This window comes from Microbacterium sp. (genome assembly GCF_046295495.1).
GTDB lineage: Bacteria > Actinomycetota > Actinomycetes > Actinomycetales > Microbacteriaceae > Microbacterium.
In genome coordinates, this window is the sequence record NZ_JBKBNC010000012.1 from 41277 (window position 1) to 61650 (window position 20374).

Here is a 20374-nt window from a genome sequence, read left to right on the forward strand (position 1 = left end):
GGCGATGTGCACGACCTCCGCGGCATCCACCCGCGTCGGACGGAGGTTGCGCGCTTCGCGCAGCTGACGCACGGCGCACACGAAATGACGTGCTGTCGGAACCCCGCCCTAGGCTCGGAGCGTGACGATCCCCCCGCCCGTGACGCTGAACCGTTCGATCCTGCGGCTCGCGGTGCCGGCGCTGGGCGCGCTGATCGCCGAGCCGCTCTTCCTGATCGTGGATGCCGCGATGGTGGGCCATCTCGGGGTCGCTCCGCTGGCGGGCCTCGGTATCGCGGGGGCCGTGCTGCAGACGATCGTGGGGCTGATGGTCTTCCTCGCCTACTCGACGACGCCCGCGGTCGCCCGGCACTTCGGGGCGGGCGACTCCGGCCGGGCGGTGTCGGTGGGCATCGACGGCATGTGGCTGGCCCTGGCCCTGGGCGCCGTGCTGGCGGCGGTCGGGTCGATCTTCGCGCCGCTGGTGATCGACCTCTTCGGCGCCGCCCCCGACGTCGCCGAGAACGCGCGGGTGTACCTCTCGATCTCGATGTGGGGCCTTCCCGCCATGCTCGTGGTGTTCGCGGCCACGGGGCTTCTGCGCGGCCTGCAGGACACGGTCACGCCGCTCTGGATCGCCGGTGTCGGCTTCGCCGCGAACGCCGCGCTCAACGCCCTGTTCATCTACGGGATCGGGTGGGGGATCGCCGGATCCGCGATCGGAACCGTCGCCGCGCAGTGGGGCATGGTGGGCGCGTACGTGCTCGTCGTGCGCGCACTGGCCCGCCGGCACGCCGCCTCGATGCGTCCGCAGCGCGACGGGTGGGCCGGCACCGCGCGCTCGGGCGGGTGGCTGTTCCTGCGCACGCTGAGCCTGCGCGTCGCGTTCCTCGCGACGGTCGCGGTGGCCACCGGGCTCGGCTCCGCAGAACTCGCCGGCTGGCAGATCGCGTTCACGATCTTCTCCACGGCGGCCTTCGCCCTCGACGCCCTCGCGATCGCCGCGCAGGCGCTCATCGGCCGAGCGCTCGGCGCCGGCGAGCCCGAGACGGTGCGGCGCGTTCTCGGGCGCACGAGCGCCTGGGGCGTCTGGTTCGGCGTCGCCGTGGGTGCCGTGCTCGCGGCATCCTCGGGCGTCATCGGCCTCGTCTTCACCGGCGACGCCGAGGTCGCCGCGCTCGTGCACCCCGCGCTCCTCGTTCTCGCCGTCGCGCAGCCGCTCGCGGGCCTCGTCTTCGTGCTCGACGGGGTGCTCATCGGAGCGGGCGACGCCCGCTACCTCGCCCTCGCCGGTGTGCTCAACCTCGTGCCCTATGCACCCGCGCTCGTTCTCGTCGCCGTCTTCGCCGGCGGGGGTCCGGCGGGGCTCGCGTGGCTCGCGGCCGCGTTCTTCGGGGTCTACATGCTCGCTCGCGCGCTCACCCTCGGGCTGCGCGTGCGGGGGCGTGCGTGGATGACGGCGGGCGGCTGACGCCCCTCGGCGCGGCGGCGCTCAGTCGTCGACGACCGCGGCGACCGCCTCGAGCTCGACCAGTTGCTCGTCGTACCCCAGCACCGTGACGCCCAGCAGGGTGCTCGGCGCGTCGTGCACGCCGAACGCGTCGCGCACGACCTCCCAGGCCGCCACGAGGTCACTCCGACGAGTGGATGCCACGAGCACGCGCGTGCTGATCACGTCGGTGATCTGCGCCCCGGCGTCGGAGAGCGCGGTCACGAGGTTCTCGACGCAGCGCGCCGCCTGCGCACGCACATCGCCCACGCCGACCGTTGCACCCTCCGCATCGAGCGGGCAGGAACCGGCCAGGAAGATGAGACGGGCGGCGGCGGGAGCGGTCGCGGCGTAGGCGTACTCGGCGATGCCCGACAGCGACGCCGAACGGATGAGGGTGACGGCTCTCGGCATCCGTCCACCCTCGCACGCCGCTAGGCCCAGCGGCGGCACCACTCGTACATGATCACCGCGGCGGCCGAGGCCGCGTTGATCGACCGGGTCGAGCCGTACTGCGTGATCTCGACGACGCCGTCCGCTGCCTCGATCGCCTCGGGCGACAGCCCCGGCCCCTCCTGCCCGAACAGCAGAACGCAGGCCTCGGGGAGCTCCGCGCGGTCGACGGGCACCGAGCCCTCGACGTTGTCGACGGCGATCACCGGCAGGCCCGCCGCGCGCGCCCACGCGGTGAAGGCCGCGACGTCTTCGTGGTGGCGCACGTGCTGGTAGCGGTCGGTGACCATCGCCCCCCGACGATTCCACCGGCGCTTGCCCACGATGTGCACCTCGGCGGCCAGGAACGCGTTCGCACTGCGCACGATCGAGCCGATGTTGAGGTCGTGCTGCCAGTTCTCGATCGCGACGTGGAACGGATGCCGCTTCGCGTCGAGGTCGGCGACGATCGCCTCCATGCTCCAGTAGCGGTAGGCGTCGACGACGTTGCGCCTATCGCCGTCCGCCAGCAGCTCGCGGTCGTAACGCTCGTCGGCGGGCCACTCCTGCGGCCCGCCGGGCCAGGGCCCCACGCCGTACAGCGGGAGCGGTTCGCTCGTTCGGTCGGGGGTGTCCACGGCGCCCACCCTATCGACGCCGTTCCGATGACCCGTCTGATCGACCACCCGCACCGCCAACCGATCGATCATCTCGTCCGACACCGGGACCTGAGCGATGAACCGCGCGAAGAACAGCGGACCTGTCAGCAGGGCCAGGGTCTCCTCGGTGCACGCGGAGCCCACGATGCGGGTCAGGTCGTCGGCCCTGTGCGCGGTGACGGTGCGCAACGCCTCCGCCGCCGACCGGTCGGTGGCAGCGCCGGCGATGAGCACGGCGATGGCGGCTCGAATGCCGGGGTCGTCGAAGGAGTCCCGCACCGACCGCAGGAACGCCCCCGCGGCCGCAACCGGATCGGCGGGAACGTCGGGATCCGTGTCGGCCACCGCCTCGTGAGCCGCGAGCAGCACGTCGGCCACGACCGCCGGGACGGTCGGCCAGTGGGCGTACACGGTCTTGCGGGCGACACCCGCCGCGTCGGCGATGCGAGAGACCGTCAGCGGCTGGCCCGCCCCCTCGGCGAGCATCCGGTGGACGGCGGCGATGACTCGCTCCCGTGTGCGCCGCACGCGCGGGTCTTCCATGTCGGACTCACTTCCCGAGGTCCCGTATCGGCGGCGCCGCCCTCCCCGTCTCGACGACGACGACGATCGCGACCGCGCACAGGGCCAGCACGATGACCGACCCGGGCGAGAGCACGCTCGCTCCCATGATCGCGCACAGCGCCACGACCAGCGTGTTCGCCCGCCGGCGGAGAGCCGGGCGCAGCGCCAACCACCAGACGCTGAGGAAGAACAGTGCCACGGGGCCCGCGAGGGTTGCACGCCACTCCACCGGATCACCATCGGCACCGTGCCCGAGGGCGGCGACCGCGACCTCGATACCGGCCGACACCGCTCCCGCCGCCGCGAAGATCACGTAGTGGAAGTACCCGAACACCATGGCCCGCCCGAGGCCGCCGGTGAGGCGCGCCGACGCGGGGCAGGCGAAGTAGACCCACCACATGGCCCCCACGACCATCAGCCCCGACACCGCCACGACGACCAGGTCGCCGAGATGCGCGGTGCTTTCGAGACCGGCGATGACGGCCTTCGCCGACGCCAGGATCGACTCGCCCAGAAGGATGAGGGTGAAGAGCCCGAATCGCTCCGCGATGTGGTGGGGATGCCAAGGGGTCGGGCGCGTTCGTTCGGCGAACGGCGGCACGAGCATCTCGAGGCAGATCACCGGGAGGAGCACCCACAGGCCGAGGGCCGACGCATCGACCGCGAGCAGCGAGAGCCAACAGACCTGGACGATCGCGACGCCGGCGGCGTAGCGCACGGCGGTGGCCCGATACGACGGATTCGCGATCGCGACCCGCACCCACTGGGGGATCGCCACGAGTCGCATCAGAGAGTACCCGCCCACGAGAAGGGTGACCTCGCCCGTCGTCATCGCGGGCACGACCCCCGCGGCGATCACCAGGGCGCCGCCCATCTGCGCGAACGTCGCCACGCGATACAGCCAGTCGTCGGTGTCGAAGGAGGTCCCGAACCACGTGAACGTCATCCATGCCCACCAGATCGCGGCGAACACCAGGAGGTAGCTGATCACCCCCTGCCCGAACAGGCCCTCCTGTTCGAGCTCGTGGAGGGTGGATGCCGCGAACGACACGGCCACGACGAAGACGAGGTCGAACAGGAGCTCGAGTTCACTGGCCGTGCGGTGCGGCTCGGCGGCATCCCTCGGTCGAAGCGCGCGGATGCCGAGCCGCCGCCACGGGGGCGCGACCCGGTCGACCCCGTGCGTGGAGAGCCCGCTCACGTGAAGAGGTGAACGGTCTGCCCGACGTGAGCGGGACGACGGACTTCGGTGAGCAGGAAGCGCGCGACGTCGTCGCGCGTGAGCGACCGCATCTTCTCGCCGGGAGCGAGCGCGACCTCCGCCCTCACCACCCGGTCGGCCCGGGACTCGGCGAGGACGGCGGGGCGGACGATCGTCCATTCCAGACCCGACCGCCTCACCACCTCCTCCTGACGCTCCTTGTCGGCGTAGACGGAACGCAGGATCGTGGGCCGCACGAGAGCGTCGTACCACCACGGCCCGTGACCGCGACTGTCGCCCGCTCCCATCCCCGTCACGCAGAGCAGGCGACGCAGCCCCCGCGTCGTCATCGCGGCGACGATGTTCCGGGTCCCGTCCTCGAGCAGGTGCGGGCTCGAAGAGCGCGGACGCGAACCGAGCACGCTGACGACGGTGTCGATCCCGCTGAGCGCCGAGGCGATCGTCTCCACCTGCTGCACGTCGCCGCCGACGACATCTTCGGCCACCCCCGCGAGGGTCTCGGGCCGTCGAGCGAAAGCGCGCACGTCGACCCCGCTCTCGCCGGCGCGGGCGAGAACGGCCCGACCCATCGGTCCGGTCGCTCCGATCAGAAGAGCGCGTGGTCTCACTGGTCCTCCCCTTCGCCGCTGAGCGGCACTGTTCGCGGGGGGCGCGAAGAGAGTATCAACCTGTTACGGAGCGGCGCGGGCAGACGCCGGGTGATGTTTCCGTGCTATTTTTCGGCCGACCGAAAAGACGCTAGGGTTTCGGCATGCCGAAAACAGTGGATGCCGCGGACCCCCGCCACGCGTCCGGCCGCGCGCTGTGGCTGCTGGGCCCCGCGATGGTCGCCGGGGTGGCGTACCTCGATCCGGGCAACGTCGCGAGCAACATGACGGCGGGCGCCGCCTTCGGCTATCTGCTGGTGTGGGTCGTCGTGCTCGGCAACGTCATGGCCTGGCTCATCCAGTACCTCTCGGCCAAGCTCGGCATCGTCACCGGCGAGAGCCTCCCCCAGATCCTGGGCCGACGCCTGCACCGCCCCTGGGCCCGGCGGGCGTACTGGGTGCAAGCCGAGTTGGTCGCGATGGCCACCGATGTCGCCGAGGTCATCGGCGGGGCCGTGGCGCTTCACCTGCTGTTCGGCATCCCGCTGGTGTGGGGCGGCGCGATCACCGGTCTCGTGTCGATGGGACTGCTGCTCGTGCAGACCCGTCGTGGGACGCGCGCGTTCGAGACCGTGCTGATCGGTCTGCTCGTCGTCATCGCGGTGGGGTTCTCGTTCGGCCTCTTCTTCGCCCCGCCCGACCCCGCGGGGGTCGTCGAGGGGCTCGTCCCGCGTTTCGAGGGCACGAACTCCGTGCTGCTCGCCGCCTCGATCCTCGGCGCGACCATCATGCCGCACGCGATCTACGCGCACTCGGCTCTCGCGCGCGACCGGTTCGCGCCGCCGAGCCCGTCGGGTGTCGAGGCGGCCGCAGCCCCCGCCGCCCCGGCCTCCGCCGCCGACGCCCGCGCCGACCTCGAGCGGGCCCGCGGCATCTCGACCCCGCGGCTCCTGCGCGCGACCCGCTGGGACGTCACGATCGCCCTGGCGGTGGCCGGCACGGTGAACCTCGCCATCCTGCTGCTGGCCGCCGCGAACCTCGCCGGGGTCGACGGCACCGACAGCCTCGAAGGGGCCTACGCCGCGCTCCGCGACGGTCTCGGGCCGCTCGTGGCGACACTGTTCGCCGTCGGGCTCCTGGCCAGCGGTCTCGCCTCGACCTCGGTCGGCGCCTACGCCGGTGCCGAGATCATGCACGGGCTGCTGCGCGCCCGCATCCCGCTGGTCGTGCGGCGCCTGGTCACCCTCGTTCCCGCGCTCGTCATCCTCGCCCTCGGCGTCGATCCCACCCTCGCGCTCGTGCTGAGCCAGGTGGTGTTGTCGTTCGGCATCCCCTTCGCGCTCGTCCCGCTCGTGGCGCTCACCGCGCGCACCGACGTGCTCGGTCGCCACCGCAACCGCCGCGCGACCACGGTCGCCGGGGTGCTGGCATCCGTGTTCCTCATCACCCTCAACGTCGCGCTCCTGTGGCTGGTCTTCACCGGCGGATAGGCTGACGGCGTGGAATCGCCCGTGGCAGACGACTATCTCAAGGCGATCTACCACCACACCGAGTGGCAGGACACCCCGATCACGCCCTCGCAGCTCGCGGGCGTGTTGGGCCTCGCCCCGTCGAGCGTGACCGAGATGGTGAAGAAGCTCGCCGCCCAGGGTCTCGTGACGCACAGGCCCTACGGGCCGGTGTCACTCACCGCCACCGGTCAGCGCAGGGCCGCCGGGGTGATCCGGCGTCACCGCCTCATCGAGACGTGGCTCGTTCGCGAGTACTCCTACGCGTGGGACGAGGTGCACGACGAGGCCGACGTGCTCGAGCACGCCCTCAGCGACCGACTGCTCGAGGGCATCGACGAGCGCCTGGGTCGTCCGCGTTTCGATCCGCACGGAGACGCGATCCCGGATGCCGAGGGAGCGGTGCACCGCGAGCCGTTCGTCCTGCTCGCCGAGGCCCCCACCGGCCATGCCGGCCGGGTCTTGCGCGTGAGCGACCGCGACCCCGAGCTGCTGCGCGCGCTCGTCGAACGCCGTATCGACGTCGGCCACGAGCTCGAGGTCGTCTCCGACGGCACCGTGCGCGCCGACGGCGTCGAGGTGTCGCTGCCGCCCGGGGCGGGCAGCTCCGTCTGGCTCACGCGCTGACGCGGACGCGAGCTCGCCGGCACCGCTGGCCGCGGCCGTTCCCTGCGGTCAGCGCGTCCGGTCGCGCGTGCGGCTCGCGCGCGAACCCGCACGAGGATCACTGCGCGGGATCAGGATGCCGCGCGCCGTGCGCGCTCGAACGGCCACTTCACGTGCGTCGCCGTCTCGCACGCGCGCCACAGTTCTGCGCCGAGCTCTCCCCCGCGCGTGCGGCGTGCGGGGGTCGCGAGGCGCGGGGCGCCCCGCGCGACGAGCGCCGGACCGTACATCGAGCCGCCCTGAGCGGAGGGGTCGACGAGCGCCCGCACGAGGGCCCAGGCTCCCTGCTCCTTGGACTGCGTGATCGGCGCTTGCAGGTTGTCGAGGAAGCGCGTGAGACGGCTGGGCTCGTTGACCCCGCGCACGCCGCGGGTGCGTCCACTCGTGGAGTAGCCGGGGTGCGCGACCAGGCTCTCGACCGGCACCCCGTGGGCGCGCAACAGCTTCTCGGCCTCGAGGGCGAGGGCGGTCGTCGCGGCCTTGGACTGCACGTAGGCCTTCCACGGCGTGTAGCCCTCGCGCAGCTCGGGGTCGGTGGGCACGTGCCGCCAGATCGAGGTGGACATGCTGCCCACCCAGACCATGCGACCGCGCGCCGCCGACAGGGGCTTCAACAGCTCCCCGGCGAGCGCGAAATGCCCGAGCACGTTCGTGGCGAAGACGAGCTCGTGGCCGCCGACGGTCTCGCGTTGCTTCGGCGGGTGCACGACCCCGGCGTTCAGCAGCAGTCCGTCGAGGCGGCCGCGGGCGCGAGCGGTGGCTGCGGCCGCCCGCACCGAGCCCATGTTGCTCGTGTCGAGCAGGAGCGTCTCGATCGCGGCATCCGGGTTGGACCGTTTCACGGCCGCCTTCGCCGCCGCGAGCTTGTGGGGGTTGCGCCCGGTCAGGAGCACGTGGGCACCGGCGGCGGCGAGCTGCTCGCACGCGAAATAGCCCAGGCCGCGGGTCGCCCCGGTGACGAGATAGGAGCGCCCGGAGAGGTCGGGGAGGTTCTCGGGGTCCCACTCGCTGCGCGTCACCCTTCGACCCTAACGAGATCGCGGGCCGGCGTCACGGGTTCATTCCGTTACGGGCATACCGCGCCCGGAGAACTTTTTCCGATCGCCGCGTGACGAATCCGTTGCGGAGTCCGTCTCCTTTCTGAGCACCCGCTCCGTCGCGACGAAACCGCTTCGCCGCCGACGCCGTCACACCGAGAAGGAGTCACATCATGGGTCTGGACGACAAGATCAAGGACGCCGCTCAGGACATCGCGGGCAAGGCGAAGGAAGCGATCGGCAACGCGACCGACAACGACAAGCTCGCCGCGGAGGGCAAGGCCGACCAGGTCAAGGCCGACGCCAAGAAGGCCGGCGAGAACGTGAAGGACTCCTTCAAGTAAGGCATCGCCACGGCGGACGGGCGGGCCACGACCCGCGGGGCGGGGCCGCCCCCCCGCGGTGCCGGCGGGGTGACAGCGCGATCGCCGCGACGGACAACCCACCTGGGCGGTGTCGGAGGCCGGGGCTAGGCTGGGGCCATGCGCACCCGGGGTGACATCGAATGCTGGCTCACCGACATGGACGGCGTCCTCGTCCACGAGAACACGCCGATCGCGGGCGCCTCCGAGCTGCTCGCGCAGTGGCGCTCCGAGGGAACACCGTTCCTCGTGCTGACGAACAACTCGATCTTCACGCCGCGCGACCTCAGCGCGCGCCTGCGGGCATCGGGCCTCGACGTCCCGGAGTCGTCGATCTGGACCTCGGCGCTGGCCACCGCAGACTTCCTGAAGTCGCAGATGCCGGGTGGATCGGCGTTCGTCATCGGTGAGGCCGGTCTCACGACGGCCCTCCACGAGGCGGGGTTCATCATGACCGAGACCACCCCCGACTACGTCGTGGTGGGCGAGACCCGCAACTACTCCTTCGAGGCGATCACCAAGGCCATCCGCTTCATCCGCGGCGGTGCGCGGTTCATCGCCACCAATCCGGATGCCACGGGCCCCTCGACCGAGGGGGTCCTCCCCGCCACGGGTGCGATCGCAGCCCTCATCACCAAGGCCACCGGCAAAGAGCCGTACATCGTCGGCAAGCCCAACCCGATGATGTTCCGCTCGGCCCTGAACCGCATCGGCGCCCACAGCGAGAACACCGGCATGATCGGCGATCGCATGGACACCGACATCGTCGCCGGCATCGAAGCGGGACTGCACACCGTGCTCGTCATGACGGGCATCAGCGACCAGCGCGAGATGGAGCGCTACCCCTTCCGTCCCGATGAGATCCTCGGTTCGGTGGCCGAGCTCGTGCGCGACGAGCCGATCGAGACCGAGCTGGCCGACGGCGAAGACGGGCTCGACGCGGGGCTCTGACGGTGGGTGCGCTCGACGACGGCGAGAAGGTGGCGGCGGTCGATGTCGCCGCCTGGAGTGCGTGGCTCGAGCAGAACCACACCGTGTCGAAGGGGGCGTGGCTCGTGCGCGGCCGCGGCACCGACGCGGGCCGTTACGTCGACTACGAAGACGCGGTGTGCGAAGCGCTCTGCTTCGGATGGATCGACGGACCCGTGCGCATCTTCGACGAGCCGAGCTCGGGCCTGTGGTTCGCTCCGCGCCGCGCCACGAGCGGCTGGGCGGCGACGAACAAAGCCCGCATCGCTCGTCTCGAGGCGGCCGGGCGCTTGCGCCCGGCCGGCCGGCTCGCGCTCGATGTCGCCCGGGCCAACGGGTCGTGGGCGATGCTCGACGGTCCGGAAGCGGGGGTCGAACCGTCGGATCTCGCGTCCGCCCTCGACGCGGTTCCCTCCGCGCGTGCGAATTGGGACGCATTCCCCCCGTCCAGCCGGAAGTTCGGGCTCACGCAGATCGCGACCGCCGTGCGCCCCGAGACCCGTGCGAGGCGCATCGCGAAGATCGTCTCCGACGCCGCGGAGAACCGCAGACCCTGAGCGACGCCGCGCGCCGATACCGCGACTCACAGCCCGGTCGCCAGGCGAGGCCATCCGGCTCGGCATCCCACGACATCGGGGAGGATGGGCGCATGGACGACCGCACCCTCTGGCTGATCACCGCCTTCTTCATCACCGCCGGCACGCTCGTCGCGTTCCTCGTGCAGTGGCGGCGCTCGAAGCGCGGCGGCGGCCGCCGCGATCCGTTCGACGGCCCGGGGCCGGAAGACGACGCGCGCTGAGGCCTCGCCGCCGCGGGCGTGACGCACGCGGCATCCGGGATCGCACCGCCACCGCCGACGCGGTGCTGTTCGCGGGTCGGGGCGCGGTCGACCCGATCGCGTGACCGGCGCGCGCGGCCACTCCAGAACAGGAGATCACGCCAGAACAGGACGGCTCCGCGGCGGGGCGACCTGTTCTCGCCGGATGTCCTGTTCTCGTGCGGGCGCCCGGCCGGCATCCCGCCCGCCGCCGCCGACGCCGAAACGCAGCGCTCCGAAACGCGGCCACTCCAGAACAGGAGATCACGCCAGAACAGGACGGCTCCGCGGCGGGGCGACCTGTTCTCGCCGAACGTCCTGTTCTCGTGCGGGCGCCCGGCCGGCATCCCGCCCGCCACCGCCGCCGCCGAAACGCAGCGCTCCGAAACGCGGCCACTCCAGAACAGGAGATCACGCCAGAACAGGACGGCTCCGCGGCGGGGCGACCTGTTCTCGCCGGATGTCCTGTTCTCGCGCGGGCGCCCGGCCGGCATCCCGCCCGCCGCGACCGGCTTACTGCGGCTGCAACCCCAGGTCGTCGAGGTCGATGGATGCCAGCCACTGCAGGCCCTCGGCCTCGACGGCGGCCTGCGCACCGGTCTTGCGGTCGACGATGACGGCGACGGCGACGACCTCGGCGCCCTCGCGTAGAAGCGCCTCGACGGCCTTCAGGGCCGACTGCCCCGTGGTCGAGGTGTCTTCCACCACGACGACGCGCTTGCCGGCGATGTCGGCGCCCTCGATCTGGCGGCCGCGGCCGTGGTCCTTGGGCTCCTTGCGCACCACGAAGGCGTCGAGCGGGCGGCCCGCGTGCACCGACTCGTGCATGACGGCGTTCGCGATCGGGTCGGCCCCCAGCGTCAGTCCGCCGACGGCGACCACGCCGTCGAGGTCCTTCACCAGGTCGAGCACGAGGCGACCGATCGCCGGCGCGGCGCGGTGGTCGAGCGTGAGCTTGCGCATGTCGACGTAGTACGTCGCCTTCTTGCCGCTCGAGAGGGTGAAGTCGCCGTGGAACACCGCCTCGTCGGCGATGAGGCGGATGAGGGCCTGGCGGTCGGCTTCGAGCTCGGGAGTGGAGGCGGCGGTCACGCCGTCGAGTTTAGTGCGCCGTGCGGATCACGCCCGGTCGGCTCCGCGCGGGGATGTCGGCGCGCGAAAGTAGGCTGGATGCCATGCGCCTGGCCACCTGGAACGTCAACTCCATCCGCGCCCGCGTCACCCGCACCGTCGAGTTCTGCGTGCGCGAGCACATCGACGTGCTGGCGATGCAGGAGATCAAGTGCAAGACGGAGCAGTTCCCGTACGCCGCCTTCGAGGAAGCCGGCTACCACGTCGCCGCGCACGGGCTGAACCAGTGGAACGGCGTCGCGATCGCGAGCCGCGAGCCGCTCGAAGACGTCGAGATCGGCTTCCCCGGGATGCCCGGCTTCGAGAAGGGCAAGGAGGGACCCGACCTCCCGCAGGAGGCCCGCGCCATCGGTGCGACCGTGAACGGCGTGCGCGTCTGGAGCCTCTACGTGCCCAACGGCCGCGGCCTCGACGACCCGCACTACGCCTACAAGCTCGACTGGCTCGACAAGCTGCGCCAGTACGCCGCTGACACCCTCGCGAAAGACTCCGACCTCCCCCTCGCGCTCACCGGAGACTTCAACATCGCACCCACCGACGACGACAACGGCGACCCGACGGTGGTCGAGGGTGCCACCACCCACGTCTCCCCGCCCGAGCGCGCGGCGTTCCGGGCGTTCGAGACGGCGGGGCTGACCGACGTGGTGCGCCCGTTGATCCCCACGGGCTACACCTACTGGGACTACAAGCAGCTGCGCTTCCCCCGCAACGAGGGCCTGCGCATCGACTTCATCCTCGGCTCGCGCGCCTTCGCCGACGCCGTGCACGGCGCCGAGATCCACCGCAACGAGCGCAAGGGCGAGGTGCCCAGCGACCACGTCCCCGTGGTCGCCGACCTCGACCTGTCGGGCGCAGACGACGATGACGATCTGCCGATGATCTTCGGCTGACGCCGCACAACGGGCATCCCGCAGCGCCCCCCTGTGCGCGTCCGCGACAGCACGGCATCCGAAGTTTTCTCAGCGCCCTGTCGATTCCGCCGGGCGCCGTTCGACGCGATAGTAGGGGAAGGCATTCGCTCCCCTCCGATCGCTCGAGAGAGCACCCACGAGAAGAGTTCACGATGAAGTACATGCTGATCATGCGCGGCACCGACGAGGCGTACGCGGCGTACAAAGAGATTCCGTTCGAGCAGGTCATCAACGAGATGGGCGCCTACAACGAGGCGATGATGACCGCGGGCGTGCTCGTCGCCGGCGACGGCCTGGCCGAAGACATGAGCCAGAACTTCGTCGTCGAGTTCGGCGGGGAGGAGCCGGTCGTCACCGACGGCCCCTACGGCGAGACGCACGAGCTGTTCAACGGCTTCTGGATCATCGAGGTGTCCACCCGTGACGAGGCCGTCGAGTGGGCGCGGCGTGCCCCGCTCATCGCCGGCAACACGCTCGAGGTGCGTCGCGTGACCGACGAGACGGACTTCGCCGCGTTCGCCGACAACGGGTACATCCAGAAGGAGGAGGGCTGGCGCGAGGAGCAGTCCTCCCGCTGACCCGCGAGCGGGTGAGCACCGACCCCGACCTGTCGCGCCGCGTCGCGGCGATCTGGCGCATCGAAGGAGCCCGGATCGTCGCGACGCTCGCGCGCGTGGTGGGCGACCTCGAGACCGCGGAGGACCTGGCTCAGGATGCCGTCGCCGAGGCACTCGTGCACTGGCCGCGCGAGGGCGTCCCCCGCAATCCCGGCGCCTGGCTGACGGCGGTCGCGAAGCGGCGGGCGATCGACGGCTGGCGCCGCGCACGGAGTCTCGGGGAGAAGTACCGACTGATCGGCGCGGATCTCGACGAGATCACGGATGCCGAGTGGCAACCGATCGACGACGACGTGCTGAGGTTGGTGTTCGCGGCGTGTCATCCCGTCCTCGCCCGCGAAGCGCAGGTGGCGCTGACCCTGAAGGTGGTCGCGGGTCTCGACACCGACGCGATCGCGCGGCTGTTCCTCGTGCCCGTGCCGACGATGCAGCAGCGGATCGTGCGCGCGAAGAAAGCCCTGTCCGCGGCGCACGTGCCCTTCGCGGTGCCCGATCCGGCGCAGTGGCCGGCGCGCCTCGGCGCGGTGCTCAGCGTGATCTACCTCGTCTTCACCGAGGGATACGCCGCGAGCGCCGGCGACGCCGTGCTGCGCACCGAACTGGCGCACGAAGCGGTGCGCCTGGGCCGCGTGCTGAACCGTCTGCTGCCCCGCGAACCCGAGGCGCTGGGTCTCTCGGCGCTCATGGAGCTGCAGGCCTCCCGATTCGCCGCGCGCGTGGACGCGAGCGGGGATGCCGTGCTCCTCGCCGACCAGGACCGTCGCCGGTGGGACCGCTCGGCGATCGCCCGTGGTGCCGCGCTGCTCGACCGCGCCGACGCCCTCGGTCGGGGACGAGGCCCCTACCAGCTGCAGGCGGCCATCGCGCGGTGTCATGCAGAGGCGACGAGCGTCGACGCGACGGACTGGGACCGCATCGTGCTGCTGTACGAGATGCTCGGCCGCGTCGCGCCGAGTCCCGTCGTCGAGCTCAACCGCGCGATCGCCGTGTCGATGGCATCCGGTCCTCTCGAGGGACTCGAGCTCGTCGACGGGCTGGCGGCGGCCGGGGTGCTCACGGGCTCGCACCTGATCCCCTCGGTGCGTGGGGAGCTGCTGTCGCGGCTGGGGCGCACGCGCGAGGCGCGGTCGGAGCTGGTCAGGGCGGCAGGCCTCACCCGGAACGAGCGCGAGGCGGCTCTGCTGCGGCGCAAGGCCGACGCGCTGTCGCGCTGAGATCTCGGGCGCACCGTTCGAGGCGTGTGCTGCACGGCGGTGCGTGTCCGCCGCGCCGCACGGCTCTCGCCGCACCCACCACGGCGACCACGCAGACGAACGACGGCGGGGCCGGGGCGAACCCCGGCCCCGCCGTGCAGAACTCAGGCCGCGGGGACCTCTGCCGGGGCGGTGCGCGCGATCAGCGTCACGAGCGCCTCGATGATCGAGCGCAGGAACGCGGCGGTGCCCTCGTCGGTCACGGTGCCGTCCTCCTCGAAGAGGCCGGGGGTCGACTGGATGTAGCCCTCGGGCTGGCCGAGGACGAGGGCGTTGTAGTGCAGGAGCACGCTGCGCAGGTGCTGCTGGCCGGCGGCGGTGGCGATGCCGCCCTGCGAGGTGCCGATGACGGCGGTGGGCTTGTCGTTGAACGACGCCTCACCGTAGGGGCGCGCCGACCAGTCGAGCGCGTTCTTGAGCACACCCGGGATCGAGCGGCTGTACTCGGGGGTCACGATGAAGACGCCGTCGGCATCCTCGATCGCCTCCTTGAACTCCGTTGCGACCTCGGGGAAGTTCCCGTCGTGGTCGGGCGAGTAGAAGGGGAGGTCCTTGATGGGGATCTCCTTCAGCGTCACGCCCTCGGGGGCGACCTTCTCGAGTGCCTTCGCCAGACGGCGGTTGATCGAGGTGCTGGAGATGCTGCCGACGATGTAGCCGATCGTGTAGTCGGTCACGGTGATCCTCTTTCTCAGACGACGGGGGCGCCGAGCGCCCGGGTTCATTCACGTGCAAGCATCCCCGTACGCCTGATATTCCCGGCCCTCTTGACTCCGCCGCGCGGGGGATGCAGGTGTCGGTGGTCGGCCCTACCGTGGAGGGATGCCACACCGGATGCCAGGGCTCACGCACACGCAGCAGCGCAACGACGTCGTGCTCGCGGTCGTGCTGTTCCTGGGCGGGATGCTGAGCGCGGTGCTGTCGTCGGTGTCGGGGATCTACGGCGACGAGCAGGGCTCCCTCGCGGTCGCCCTCGGATACGTGGCCGTGCTCGCCCTACCCATCGCGGTGCGCCGGCGGTGGCCGGCGGTGGCGGCGGTCGTCGTGTCGGTGGCCTACTTCTTCGCCGTGACGTTCCGCATCCCCGAGATCTACGCCGGCAACATCGCGATGTTCATCGCGCTGTACACCGTGGGCGCGTGGGACGACAACCGGCGACGGGCCACGATCGTGCGCGTCGCGATCATCGTCGGCATGTTCGCGTGGCTGTTCGTGGTGATGTTCCAAGACGCCACCCAGCCCATCGACCCCGCGGCCGAGGGCGCATTCTCCCGGGCCGGGGCCTTCTCGCCGTTCGTCGCGTACCAGCTGCTCATGATCGGTGTGAACGCGCTGTTCTTCGGCGGCGCCTATTACTTCGGCGACCGCTCCCACCAGCAGATGCGCCAGCGCGCGGCCCTGGAGGAGCGCACCGCCGAGCTCGAGTCGGAGCGCGAGGTGACCGCGGCGCAGGCCGTCGCCCTCGACCGCGTGCGCATCGCGCGCGAGCTGCACGACGTCGTCGCCCACCACGTGTCGCTCATGGGGGTGCAGGCGGGGGTGGCCCGATCGCTGCTCGCGCGCGACCCCGAGGCGACCCGCGAGGTGCTCGGAGGCATCGAGGAGTCCGCACGCACCTCCCTGCACGAGCTGCGCCAGCTGCTCGAGACGCTCCGCACCCCGGGTTCCGACACCGCCCCCGACACCGCCCCCACCACCCACGGGCTGAGCTCGATCCGCGGGCTCGTCGACGAGGCCGACGCGGCGGGCCTGCCGACCACCTTCACCGTCGTGGGCGAGGCGGCGTGCGACCCGCCGCCGCTGGTGCAGGTCAACCTGTACCGCATCGCCCAGGAAGCCCTGACGAACGCGCGTCGGCACGCGGGGCCCGGCGCCACCGCCGATGTGCGTCTGCGGTTCGACCCGAATGCCGTCGAGCTCGAGATCTCGAACACCGGGCGCCGCGGCTCGTCGGCGACCGGGCTGGGGCAGCTCGGCATGCGCGAGCGCGCGGCGGTGTCGGGCGGGTCGATCGAGATCGGCCCGCGCTCCCGCGGCGGGTATCTCGTGCGCGTGCGCGTGCCGCTCGCCGCGGCGGAGGTCGCCAGTGCCTGACCTTCGCGTGCTGCTGGTCGACGACCACGCCATGATGCGTGCCGGGTTCCGCACGATCCTGTCTCTCGAGAACGACATCACGGTCGTGGGAGAGGCGTCGACCGGTACGGAGGCCGTCGCCGCCGCCGCGCGCCTGCACCCCGACGTCATCTGCATGGACGTGCAGATGCCCGACATGGACGGCCTCGAGGCGACGCGGCTGCTCACCGCCGACCCGGGCTCGGATGCCGCGATCCTCATCGTCACGACCTTCGACCGCGACGACTACCTCTTCGCGGCACTGTCGGCCGGTGCCAGCGGCTTCCTCCTGAAGAACGCGGGGCCCGAGGAGCTGATCGCGGCCGTGCGGATCGTGGGCGCCGGCGACGCGCTCCTCGCGCCCGAGGTCACCCGCCGCGTGATCGAGCGCTTCACCGCCGGGGCATCGGTGCCTGCGGCATCCGTTCCCCCGCCCCTTCCCCTGTCGGAGCCGCTGACGGAGCGCGAGTCGGAAGTTCTGCGGCTGGTCGCCGAGGCACTCAGCAACGCCGAGATCGCCGCACGGCTGTACATCGGCGAGGCGACGGTGAAGACCCACGTCTCGAACGTGCTCCAGAAGCTCGGCGCGCGCGACCGCGTGCAGGCCGTGGTGCTCGCCCACCGTCACGGTCTCGCCTGACCGCCCGCTCCCGTCGACGAGCGCGGGCCCCCTCCGCGCAGAGCGCGGACCCTGACGCTCAGGAGCCCGTGTTGCTCCCCCTCACGGCGGAGCCTCATCACCGTCCCGCGGCGGAGGCGCCGCGGCATCGGCGTCCCTAGCGTGGGACACAACGAGAAGAAGGGATGCATCGTGCTCGAACTGAACGGCATCACCAAGAGCTACGGCGGACGCCGCGTGCTCGACGACGTGGGTTTCGCGGTCGCCCCGGGGCGCCTGACCGGGTTCGTCGGCGGCAACGGCGCCGGCAAGACCACGACGATGCGCATCGCGCTGGGCGTGCTCGGCAAGGACGCGGGGTCGGTCGTGCTGAGCGGTGCCCCCGTGACCACGGCCGATCGACGCCGGTTCGGCTACATGCCCGAGGAGCGCGGGCTGTACCCGAAGATGAAGGTCGCCGAGCACATCGCCTACCTCGCCCGCCTCCACGGGTTCGGCAAGACCGAGGCGACCACGAAAGCCACCGCGCTGCTCGAGCGGCTGGGGCTCGGCGAGCGCCTCGGCGATCTCGTCGAAACGCTGTCGCTCGGCAACCAGCAGCGCGCCCAGATCGCGGCATCCCTCGTGCACGAGCCCGACGTCCTGATCCTCGACGAGCCGTTCTCGGGCCTCGACCCCCTCGCCGTCGACGTCGTCGCGGGCGTGCTGCAGGAGAAGGCCGCGGCCGGCGCCGCCGTGCTGTTCTCGTCGCACCAGCTCGACGTGGTCGAGCGCCTGTGCGACGACCTCGTCATCATCGCCGCCGGCACGATCCGCGCCGTGGGCAGCCGCGACGAGCTGCGCGCCCAGCACGCCACGCACCGCTACGAACTGGTTTCGAGAGGCGACGCCGGCTGGCTGCGCGACCAGCCGGGCGTGCGCGTGCTCGACTTCGACGGCGGCTACGCACTGTTCGACGCCGCCGACGACGACACCGCCCAGCGGGTGCTGCGCGGCGCCGTCGAGCGCGGCGACGTGGCGAGCTTCGCCCCCCAGCGGCCCACCCTGGCCGAGATCTTCAAGGAGGTCATCCAGTGAGCACGTCGACCCCCACCCGCACCGCCGCCCGTCGCGCACCGGGCGAGGCGCAGAGCATCTGGCTCGTGGCCGAGCGCGAGATCGGCTCGAAGCTGCGCAGCAAGGCGTTCGTCATCTCCACCGCGATCCTCGTGGTCGCGGCCCTCGCCTCGGTGCTGTGGGGCGGGTTCGCCGCCGGCAACGCCTCGGGCAGTGGCATCCCGGTCGCCGTCACCGCGCAGACGCAGAGCGCCGTGTCGGGCCTCGACGGACTGGAGGTCACCGTCGCCGACAGCGACGACGCCGCGCGGGCGCTCGTCGAGGACGGCTCAGCGGATGCCGCTCTGGTCTCGGGCTCGTCGGACGCCGCGTTCGACTACACCGTCGTGGTGGAGGACAGCGTGCCGTCGGCGCTGCTGCAGATGCTCAGCGACACCCCGCCGGTGCAGATGCTCGAGCCGGGCGCGGGAGCAGCCGACGCCCTGCGCTACCTCATCGCTCTGGGCTTCGGCCTGGTGTTCCTCATCGCCGCCTCGACCTTCGGGGGGACCATCGCGCAGAGCGTCGTCGAGGAGAAGCAGACGCGCGTGGTCGAGATCCTCATCTCGGCGATCCCCGTGCGCGCCCTGCTCGCGGGCAAGGTGCTCGGAAACACGATCCTGGCGATGGCCCAGATCGTGCTGCTCGCGGCCGTCGCCGTGATCGGTCTCGCCGTGACCGGTCAGGCCGGGGTTCTCGACGCCCTGGGCGCTCCGATCGCCTGGTTCGCGATCTTCTTCCTCTTCGGCTTCGTGCTGCTGGCGGCTCTGTTCGCCGCAGCGGCCGCGATGGTGTCGCGTCAGGAGGACATCGGCGCGACGACGACCCCCATCACCATGCTGATCATGGCGCCGTACTTCCTGGTGATCTTCTTCAACGACAACCCCGTCGTGCTGACGATCATGTCGTACGTGCCCTTCTCGGCCCCGGTCGGGATGCCGCTGCGCATGTACCTCGGCGACGCGCAGTGGTGGGAGCCCGTGCTGTCGCTGCTCGTGCTGCTCGCTTCGTGCGTGCTGGCGATCGGCGTCGCCTCGCGCATCTACCGCAACTCCCTCCTGCGCATGGGGGCGCGCGTCAAGCTGGTGGAGGCGCTGCGCGGCTGACCGGTCGGTGCACGGGTGGATGCCGGGGTCTCGGCATCCACCCGTCGCCGTCGTCGCGGCTCGGTCACTCCTCCAGCACGGCGAGGACGTTGCCGGCGGGGTCGCGGAACCACGCGATGAGCGGGCCGCCCTCGCGCATGATGCCGCGTGAGTCGGTGGGGAAGTCCGCGTCGGCGTAGATCTTGGTCTCGACCCCGCGCGAGCGGAGGTCGTCGACGGCCGCCTCGACATCGGCGACCGGGAAGTTCAGCACCGTGAACGACGCCGGTTCGTGGTGCGGCTTGCCGTAGACGAGCACGCGGCCGCCCGACCGCGGGTGCAGGGTCAGGAAGCCGGAGCCGGCGAGGACCTCGACCCGCAGACCGAGGGTGTCGGCGTAGAACCGGTGCGCGGCCTCGAGGTCGTCGACCGCGAAGCCGGAGTAGGCGCCGTCGGGGTGGAACATCGTCGTTCTCCTTCGTTCACTGCGCCACGTACGCCGTGACGCTCTCGGACAGGCGGATGGGGATGCCGCTGAGGCTGGCGGAGGACGGGTCGTCGACCGCGACCGTGAGATCGTCGTCGACACCGAAGGCGGAGGGTCCCGCGCCCCCCGTCGCGCACCCGACCGACCACGGCCGGTTGTCGGACGAGGTGAAGGCGGCGATGCAGATCCCGTCGCCGTCGTCGGGCTGCGCGAGATAGATGCGGAAGTCGCTGACGGTGGCGATGTAGCGCGTGCTCGACGCGCCGATGCCGCTGTCGCGCAGGATGTCGGCCGAGATCACGTCTTCGACCGTCTGCGGGAAGGTCAGCTCGGGGTAGGCCGCGGCCGCGGGATCCGCCGCCGCGGGCGCGAGCGGGAGGTTCGCACCGACCGCGATGCCGATCCCGACCAGCGCCACCCCGCCGACGGCGGCGAGCGCCCACCGCAGCGCGGATCGCGAGCGCCGGGGGGTGGCATCCGGTCGTTCGTCGGCGGGGTGCTCCGTGTTCGACGCACCGGGCGCCGCGGGGTCCTCCCCCGGCTCGGGGAGGGATGCCGCGGTCTCGTCGCGCGCGCGGCCCCGCTGCTCGAGCTCGGCGAGGCGCGCGATCGTCTCCGGCGACGCACTCGCACCGTCGACGCCGTACACGCGCTCGCGGAGGCGCCGGAGCTCGACGTCGTCGTCCATGCGGATGACTCTACGACCGTGCGAGCCGGTGCGGGCCCGGAGCTGAGCGGCCCCGCGCGCCGGTGGGGCGCCGGGCGGGGCGGCG

General features: G+C 71.7%; 23 protein-coding genes and 1 pseudogene. 14 read left to right on the plus strand and 10 right to left on the minus strand.

Going from position 1 to position 20374, the window contains the following annotated elements:
* Positions 1-121: 121 nt before the first annotated feature.
* A complete protein-coding gene (locus tag ACK4LS_RS06775) occupies positions 122-1450 on the plus strand; it encodes an MATE family efflux transporter (protein WP_409715091.1) in 1329 nt (442 codons plus the stop codon).
* Between the two features lie 21 nt (positions 1451-1471).
* Here the strand turns inward: ACK4LS_RS06775 and ACK4LS_RS06780 are convergent, their stop codons facing one another.
* The 5 genes and pseudogenes from ACK4LS_RS06780 to ACK4LS_RS06800 form a co-directional block, all read right to left on the minus strand.
* Positions 1472-1882, minus strand: coding sequence for a RidA family protein (locus tag ACK4LS_RS06780; protein ID WP_409715094.1), 411 nt, complete (start codon positions 1880-1882; stop codon positions 1472-1474).
* A gap of 20 nt (positions 1883-1902) precedes the next feature.
* Positions 1903-2538 carry a TrmH family RNA methyltransferase gene (locus ACK4LS_RS06785; RefSeq protein WP_409715200.1) on the minus strand — a complete coding sequence of 212 codons (636 nt, stop codon included), beginning with the start codon at positions 2536-2538 and terminating at the stop codon, positions 1903-1905.
* Between the two features lie 426 nt (positions 2539-2964).
* Positions 2965-3102, minus strand: a pseudogene (locus tag ACK4LS_RS06790) (TetR family transcriptional regulator); the annotation flags it as partial.
* A gap of 7 nt (positions 3103-3109) precedes the next feature.
* A complete protein-coding gene (locus ACK4LS_RS06795) occupies positions 3110-4324 on the minus strand; it encodes a low temperature requirement protein A (protein ID WP_409715097.1) in 1215 nt (404 codons plus the stop codon).
* A complete protein-coding gene (locus ACK4LS_RS06800) occupies positions 4321-4953 on the minus strand; it encodes an NAD(P)H-binding protein (RefSeq protein WP_409715100.1) in 633 nt (210 codons plus the stop codon). The genes ACK4LS_RS06795 and ACK4LS_RS06800 overlap by 4 nt, the downstream gene beginning before the upstream one ends.
* Before the next feature lie 143 nt (positions 4954-5096).
* Between ACK4LS_RS06800 and ACK4LS_RS06805 the strand changes: the two genes are divergently transcribed.
* Both ACK4LS_RS06805 and ACK4LS_RS06810 read left to right on the plus strand, forming a co-directional pair.
* Positions 5097-6422, plus strand: a complete 1326-nt coding sequence (locus ACK4LS_RS06805; protein WP_409715103.1) for an Nramp family divalent metal transporter — start codon at positions 5097-5099, stop codon at positions 6420-6422.
* A gap of 9 nt (positions 6423-6431) precedes the next feature.
* Positions 6432-7067, plus strand: a complete 636-nt coding sequence (locus ACK4LS_RS06810) for a metal-dependent transcriptional regulator (RefSeq protein ID WP_409715106.1) — start codon at positions 6432-6434, stop codon at positions 7065-7067.
* Positions 7068-7177: 110 nt separating this feature from the next.
* On the opposite strand, the gene ACK4LS_RS06815 is transcribed toward ACK4LS_RS06810, so the two are convergent.
* Positions 7178-8125 carry an SDR family NAD(P)-dependent oxidoreductase gene (locus ACK4LS_RS06815; RefSeq protein WP_409715109.1) on the minus strand — a complete coding sequence of 316 codons (948 nt, stop codon included), beginning with the start codon at positions 8123-8125 and terminating at the stop codon, positions 7178-7180.
* Positions 8126-8316: 191 nt separating this feature from the next.
* Here ACK4LS_RS06815 and ACK4LS_RS06820 point away from each other — a divergent pair, with 191 nt between their 5' ends.
* From ACK4LS_RS06820 to ACK4LS_RS06835, 4 genes are all read left to right on the plus strand, one after another.
* The gene (locus ACK4LS_RS06820; protein ID WP_409715112.1) at positions 8317-8487 is read left to right on the plus strand and encodes a CsbD family protein; all 171 of its coding nucleotides are present in this window, start codon (positions 8317-8319) and stop codon (positions 8485-8487) included.
* A 138-nt stretch (positions 8488-8625) separates the two neighbouring features.
* A complete protein-coding gene (locus tag ACK4LS_RS06825) occupies positions 8626-9456 on the plus strand; it encodes an HAD-IIA family hydrolase (protein WP_409715115.1) in 831 nt (276 codons plus the stop codon).
* 2 nt (positions 9457-9458) lie between these two features.
* Positions 9459-10031: a YdeI/OmpD-associated family protein gene (locus ACK4LS_RS06830; RefSeq protein ID WP_409715118.1), complete on the plus strand. Its 573-nt coding sequence runs from the start codon at positions 9459-9461 to the stop codon at positions 10029-10031.
* A gap of 92 nt (positions 10032-10123) precedes the next feature.
* On the plus strand, positions 10124-10273 hold the full coding sequence (locus ACK4LS_RS06835) for a hypothetical protein (RefSeq protein WP_409715121.1): 150 nt from the start codon (positions 10124-10126) through the stop codon (positions 10271-10273).
* 531 nt (positions 10274-10804) lie between these two features.
* On the opposite strand, the gene pyrE is transcribed toward ACK4LS_RS06835, so the two are convergent.
* Positions 10805-11383: an orotate phosphoribosyltransferase gene (pyrE, locus tag ACK4LS_RS06840; RefSeq protein WP_409715124.1), complete on the minus strand. Its 579-nt coding sequence runs from the start codon at positions 11381-11383 to the stop codon at positions 10805-10807.
* A gap of 83 nt (positions 11384-11466) precedes the next feature.
* Between pyrE and ACK4LS_RS06845 the strand changes: the two genes are divergently transcribed.
* From ACK4LS_RS06845 to ACK4LS_RS06855, 3 genes are all read left to right on the plus strand, one after another.
* Positions 11467-12312 (plus strand): exodeoxyribonuclease III, encoded by an 846-nt coding sequence (locus tag ACK4LS_RS06845; RefSeq protein WP_409715127.1) that lies wholly within the window; start codon positions 11467-11469, stop codon positions 12310-12312.
* Between the two features lie 173 nt (positions 12313-12485).
* A complete protein-coding gene (locus tag ACK4LS_RS06850; protein ID WP_409715130.1) occupies positions 12486-12911 on the plus strand; it encodes a YciI family protein in 426 nt (141 codons plus the stop codon).
* Positions 12912-12922: 11 nt separating this feature from the next.
* On the plus strand, positions 12923-14164 hold the full coding sequence (locus ACK4LS_RS06855; protein WP_409715133.1) for an RNA polymerase sigma factor: 1242 nt from the start codon (positions 12923-12925) through the stop codon (positions 14162-14164).
* A 143-nt stretch (positions 14165-14307) separates the two neighbouring features.
* Here the strand turns inward: ACK4LS_RS06855 and ACK4LS_RS06860 are convergent, their stop codons facing one another.
* Positions 14308-14880: an NADPH-dependent FMN reductase gene (locus tag ACK4LS_RS06860; RefSeq protein ID WP_409715136.1), complete on the minus strand. Its 573-nt coding sequence runs from the start codon at positions 14878-14880 to the stop codon at positions 14308-14310.
* Between the two features lie 145 nt (positions 14881-15025).
* Here ACK4LS_RS06860 and ACK4LS_RS06865 point away from each other — a divergent pair, with 145 nt between their 5' ends.
* The 4 genes from ACK4LS_RS06865 (at position 15026) to ACK4LS_RS06880 (ending at position 19135) form a co-directional block, all read left to right on the plus strand.
* Positions 15026-16297, plus strand: coding sequence for a sensor histidine kinase (locus tag ACK4LS_RS06865; RefSeq protein ID WP_409715139.1), 1272 nt, complete (start codon positions 15026-15028; stop codon positions 16295-16297).
* Positions 16298-16328: 31 nt separating this feature from the next.
* Positions 16329-16955: a response regulator gene (locus tag ACK4LS_RS06870; RefSeq protein WP_409715203.1), complete on the plus strand. Its 627-nt coding sequence runs from the start codon at positions 16329-16331 to the stop codon at positions 16953-16955.
* 171 nt (positions 16956-17126) lie between these two features.
* Complete coding sequence (locus ACK4LS_RS06875) at positions 17127-18011, plus strand: ABC transporter ATP-binding protein (protein WP_409715142.1); 885 nt, start codon at positions 17127-17129, stop codon at positions 18009-18011.
* Complete coding sequence (locus ACK4LS_RS06880) at positions 18008-19135, plus strand: ABC transporter permease (RefSeq protein ID WP_409715145.1); 1128 nt, start codon at positions 18008-18010, stop codon at positions 19133-19135. Before ACK4LS_RS06875 ends, ACK4LS_RS06880 begins: the two co-directional genes overlap by 4 nt.
* A 64-nt stretch (positions 19136-19199) precedes the next feature.
* Here the strand turns inward: ACK4LS_RS06880 and ACK4LS_RS06885 are convergent, their stop codons facing one another.
* Positions 19200-19580: a VOC family protein gene (locus ACK4LS_RS06885; RefSeq protein ID WP_409715148.1), complete on the minus strand. Its 381-nt coding sequence runs from the start codon at positions 19578-19580 to the stop codon at positions 19200-19202.
* Positions 19581-19596: 16 nt separating this feature from the next.
* Complete coding sequence (locus ACK4LS_RS06890; protein WP_409715151.1) at positions 19597-20289, minus strand: hypothetical protein; 693 nt, start codon at positions 20287-20289, stop codon at positions 19597-19599.
* Between the last annotated feature and the right edge of the window lie 85 nt (positions 20290-20374).

Excerpts from the sequence above, each read along its gene's own strand:
- ACK4LS_RS06780 (WP_409715094.1), bottom strand. The coding sequence starts at position 1,882 with ATGCCGAGAGCCGTCACCCTCATCCGTTCGGCGTCGCTGTCGGGCATC.
- ACK4LS_RS06805 (WP_409715103.1), top strand. The coding sequence starts at position 5,097 with ATGCCGAAAACAGTGGATGCCGCGGACCCCCGCCACGCGTCCGGCCGC.
- ACK4LS_RS06820 (WP_409715112.1), top strand. The coding sequence starts at position 8,317 with ATGGGTCTGGACGACAAGATCAAGGACGCCGCTCAGGACATCGCGGGC.
- ACK4LS_RS06825 (WP_409715115.1), top strand. The coding sequence starts at position 8,626 with ATGCGCACCCGGGGTGACATCGAATGCTGGCTCACCGACATGGACGGC.
- ACK4LS_RS06835 (WP_409715121.1), top strand. The coding sequence starts at position 10,124 with ATGGACGACCGCACCCTCTGGCTGATCACCGCCTTCTTCATCACCGCC.
- ACK4LS_RS06845 (WP_409715127.1), top strand. The coding sequence starts at position 11,467 with ATGCGCCTGGCCACCTGGAACGTCAACTCCATCCGCGCCCGCGTCACC.
- ACK4LS_RS06850 (WP_409715130.1), top strand. The coding sequence starts at position 12,486 with ATGAAGTACATGCTGATCATGCGCGGCACCGACGAGGCGTACGCGGCG.
- ACK4LS_RS06865 (WP_409715139.1), top strand. The coding sequence starts at position 15,026 with ATGCCACACCGGATGCCAGGGCTCACGCACACGCAGCAGCGCAACGAC.
- ACK4LS_RS06870 (WP_409715203.1), top strand. The coding sequence starts at position 16,329 with ATGATGCGTGCCGGGTTCCGCACGATCCTGTCTCTCGAGAACGACATC.
- ACK4LS_RS06885 (WP_409715148.1), bottom strand. The coding sequence starts at position 19,580 with ATGTTCCACCCCGACGGCGCCTACTCCGGCTTCGCGGTCGACGACCTC.
- ACK4LS_RS06890 (WP_409715151.1), bottom strand. The coding sequence starts at position 20,289 with ATGGACGACGACGTCGAGCTCCGGCGCCTCCGCGAGCGCGTGTACGGC.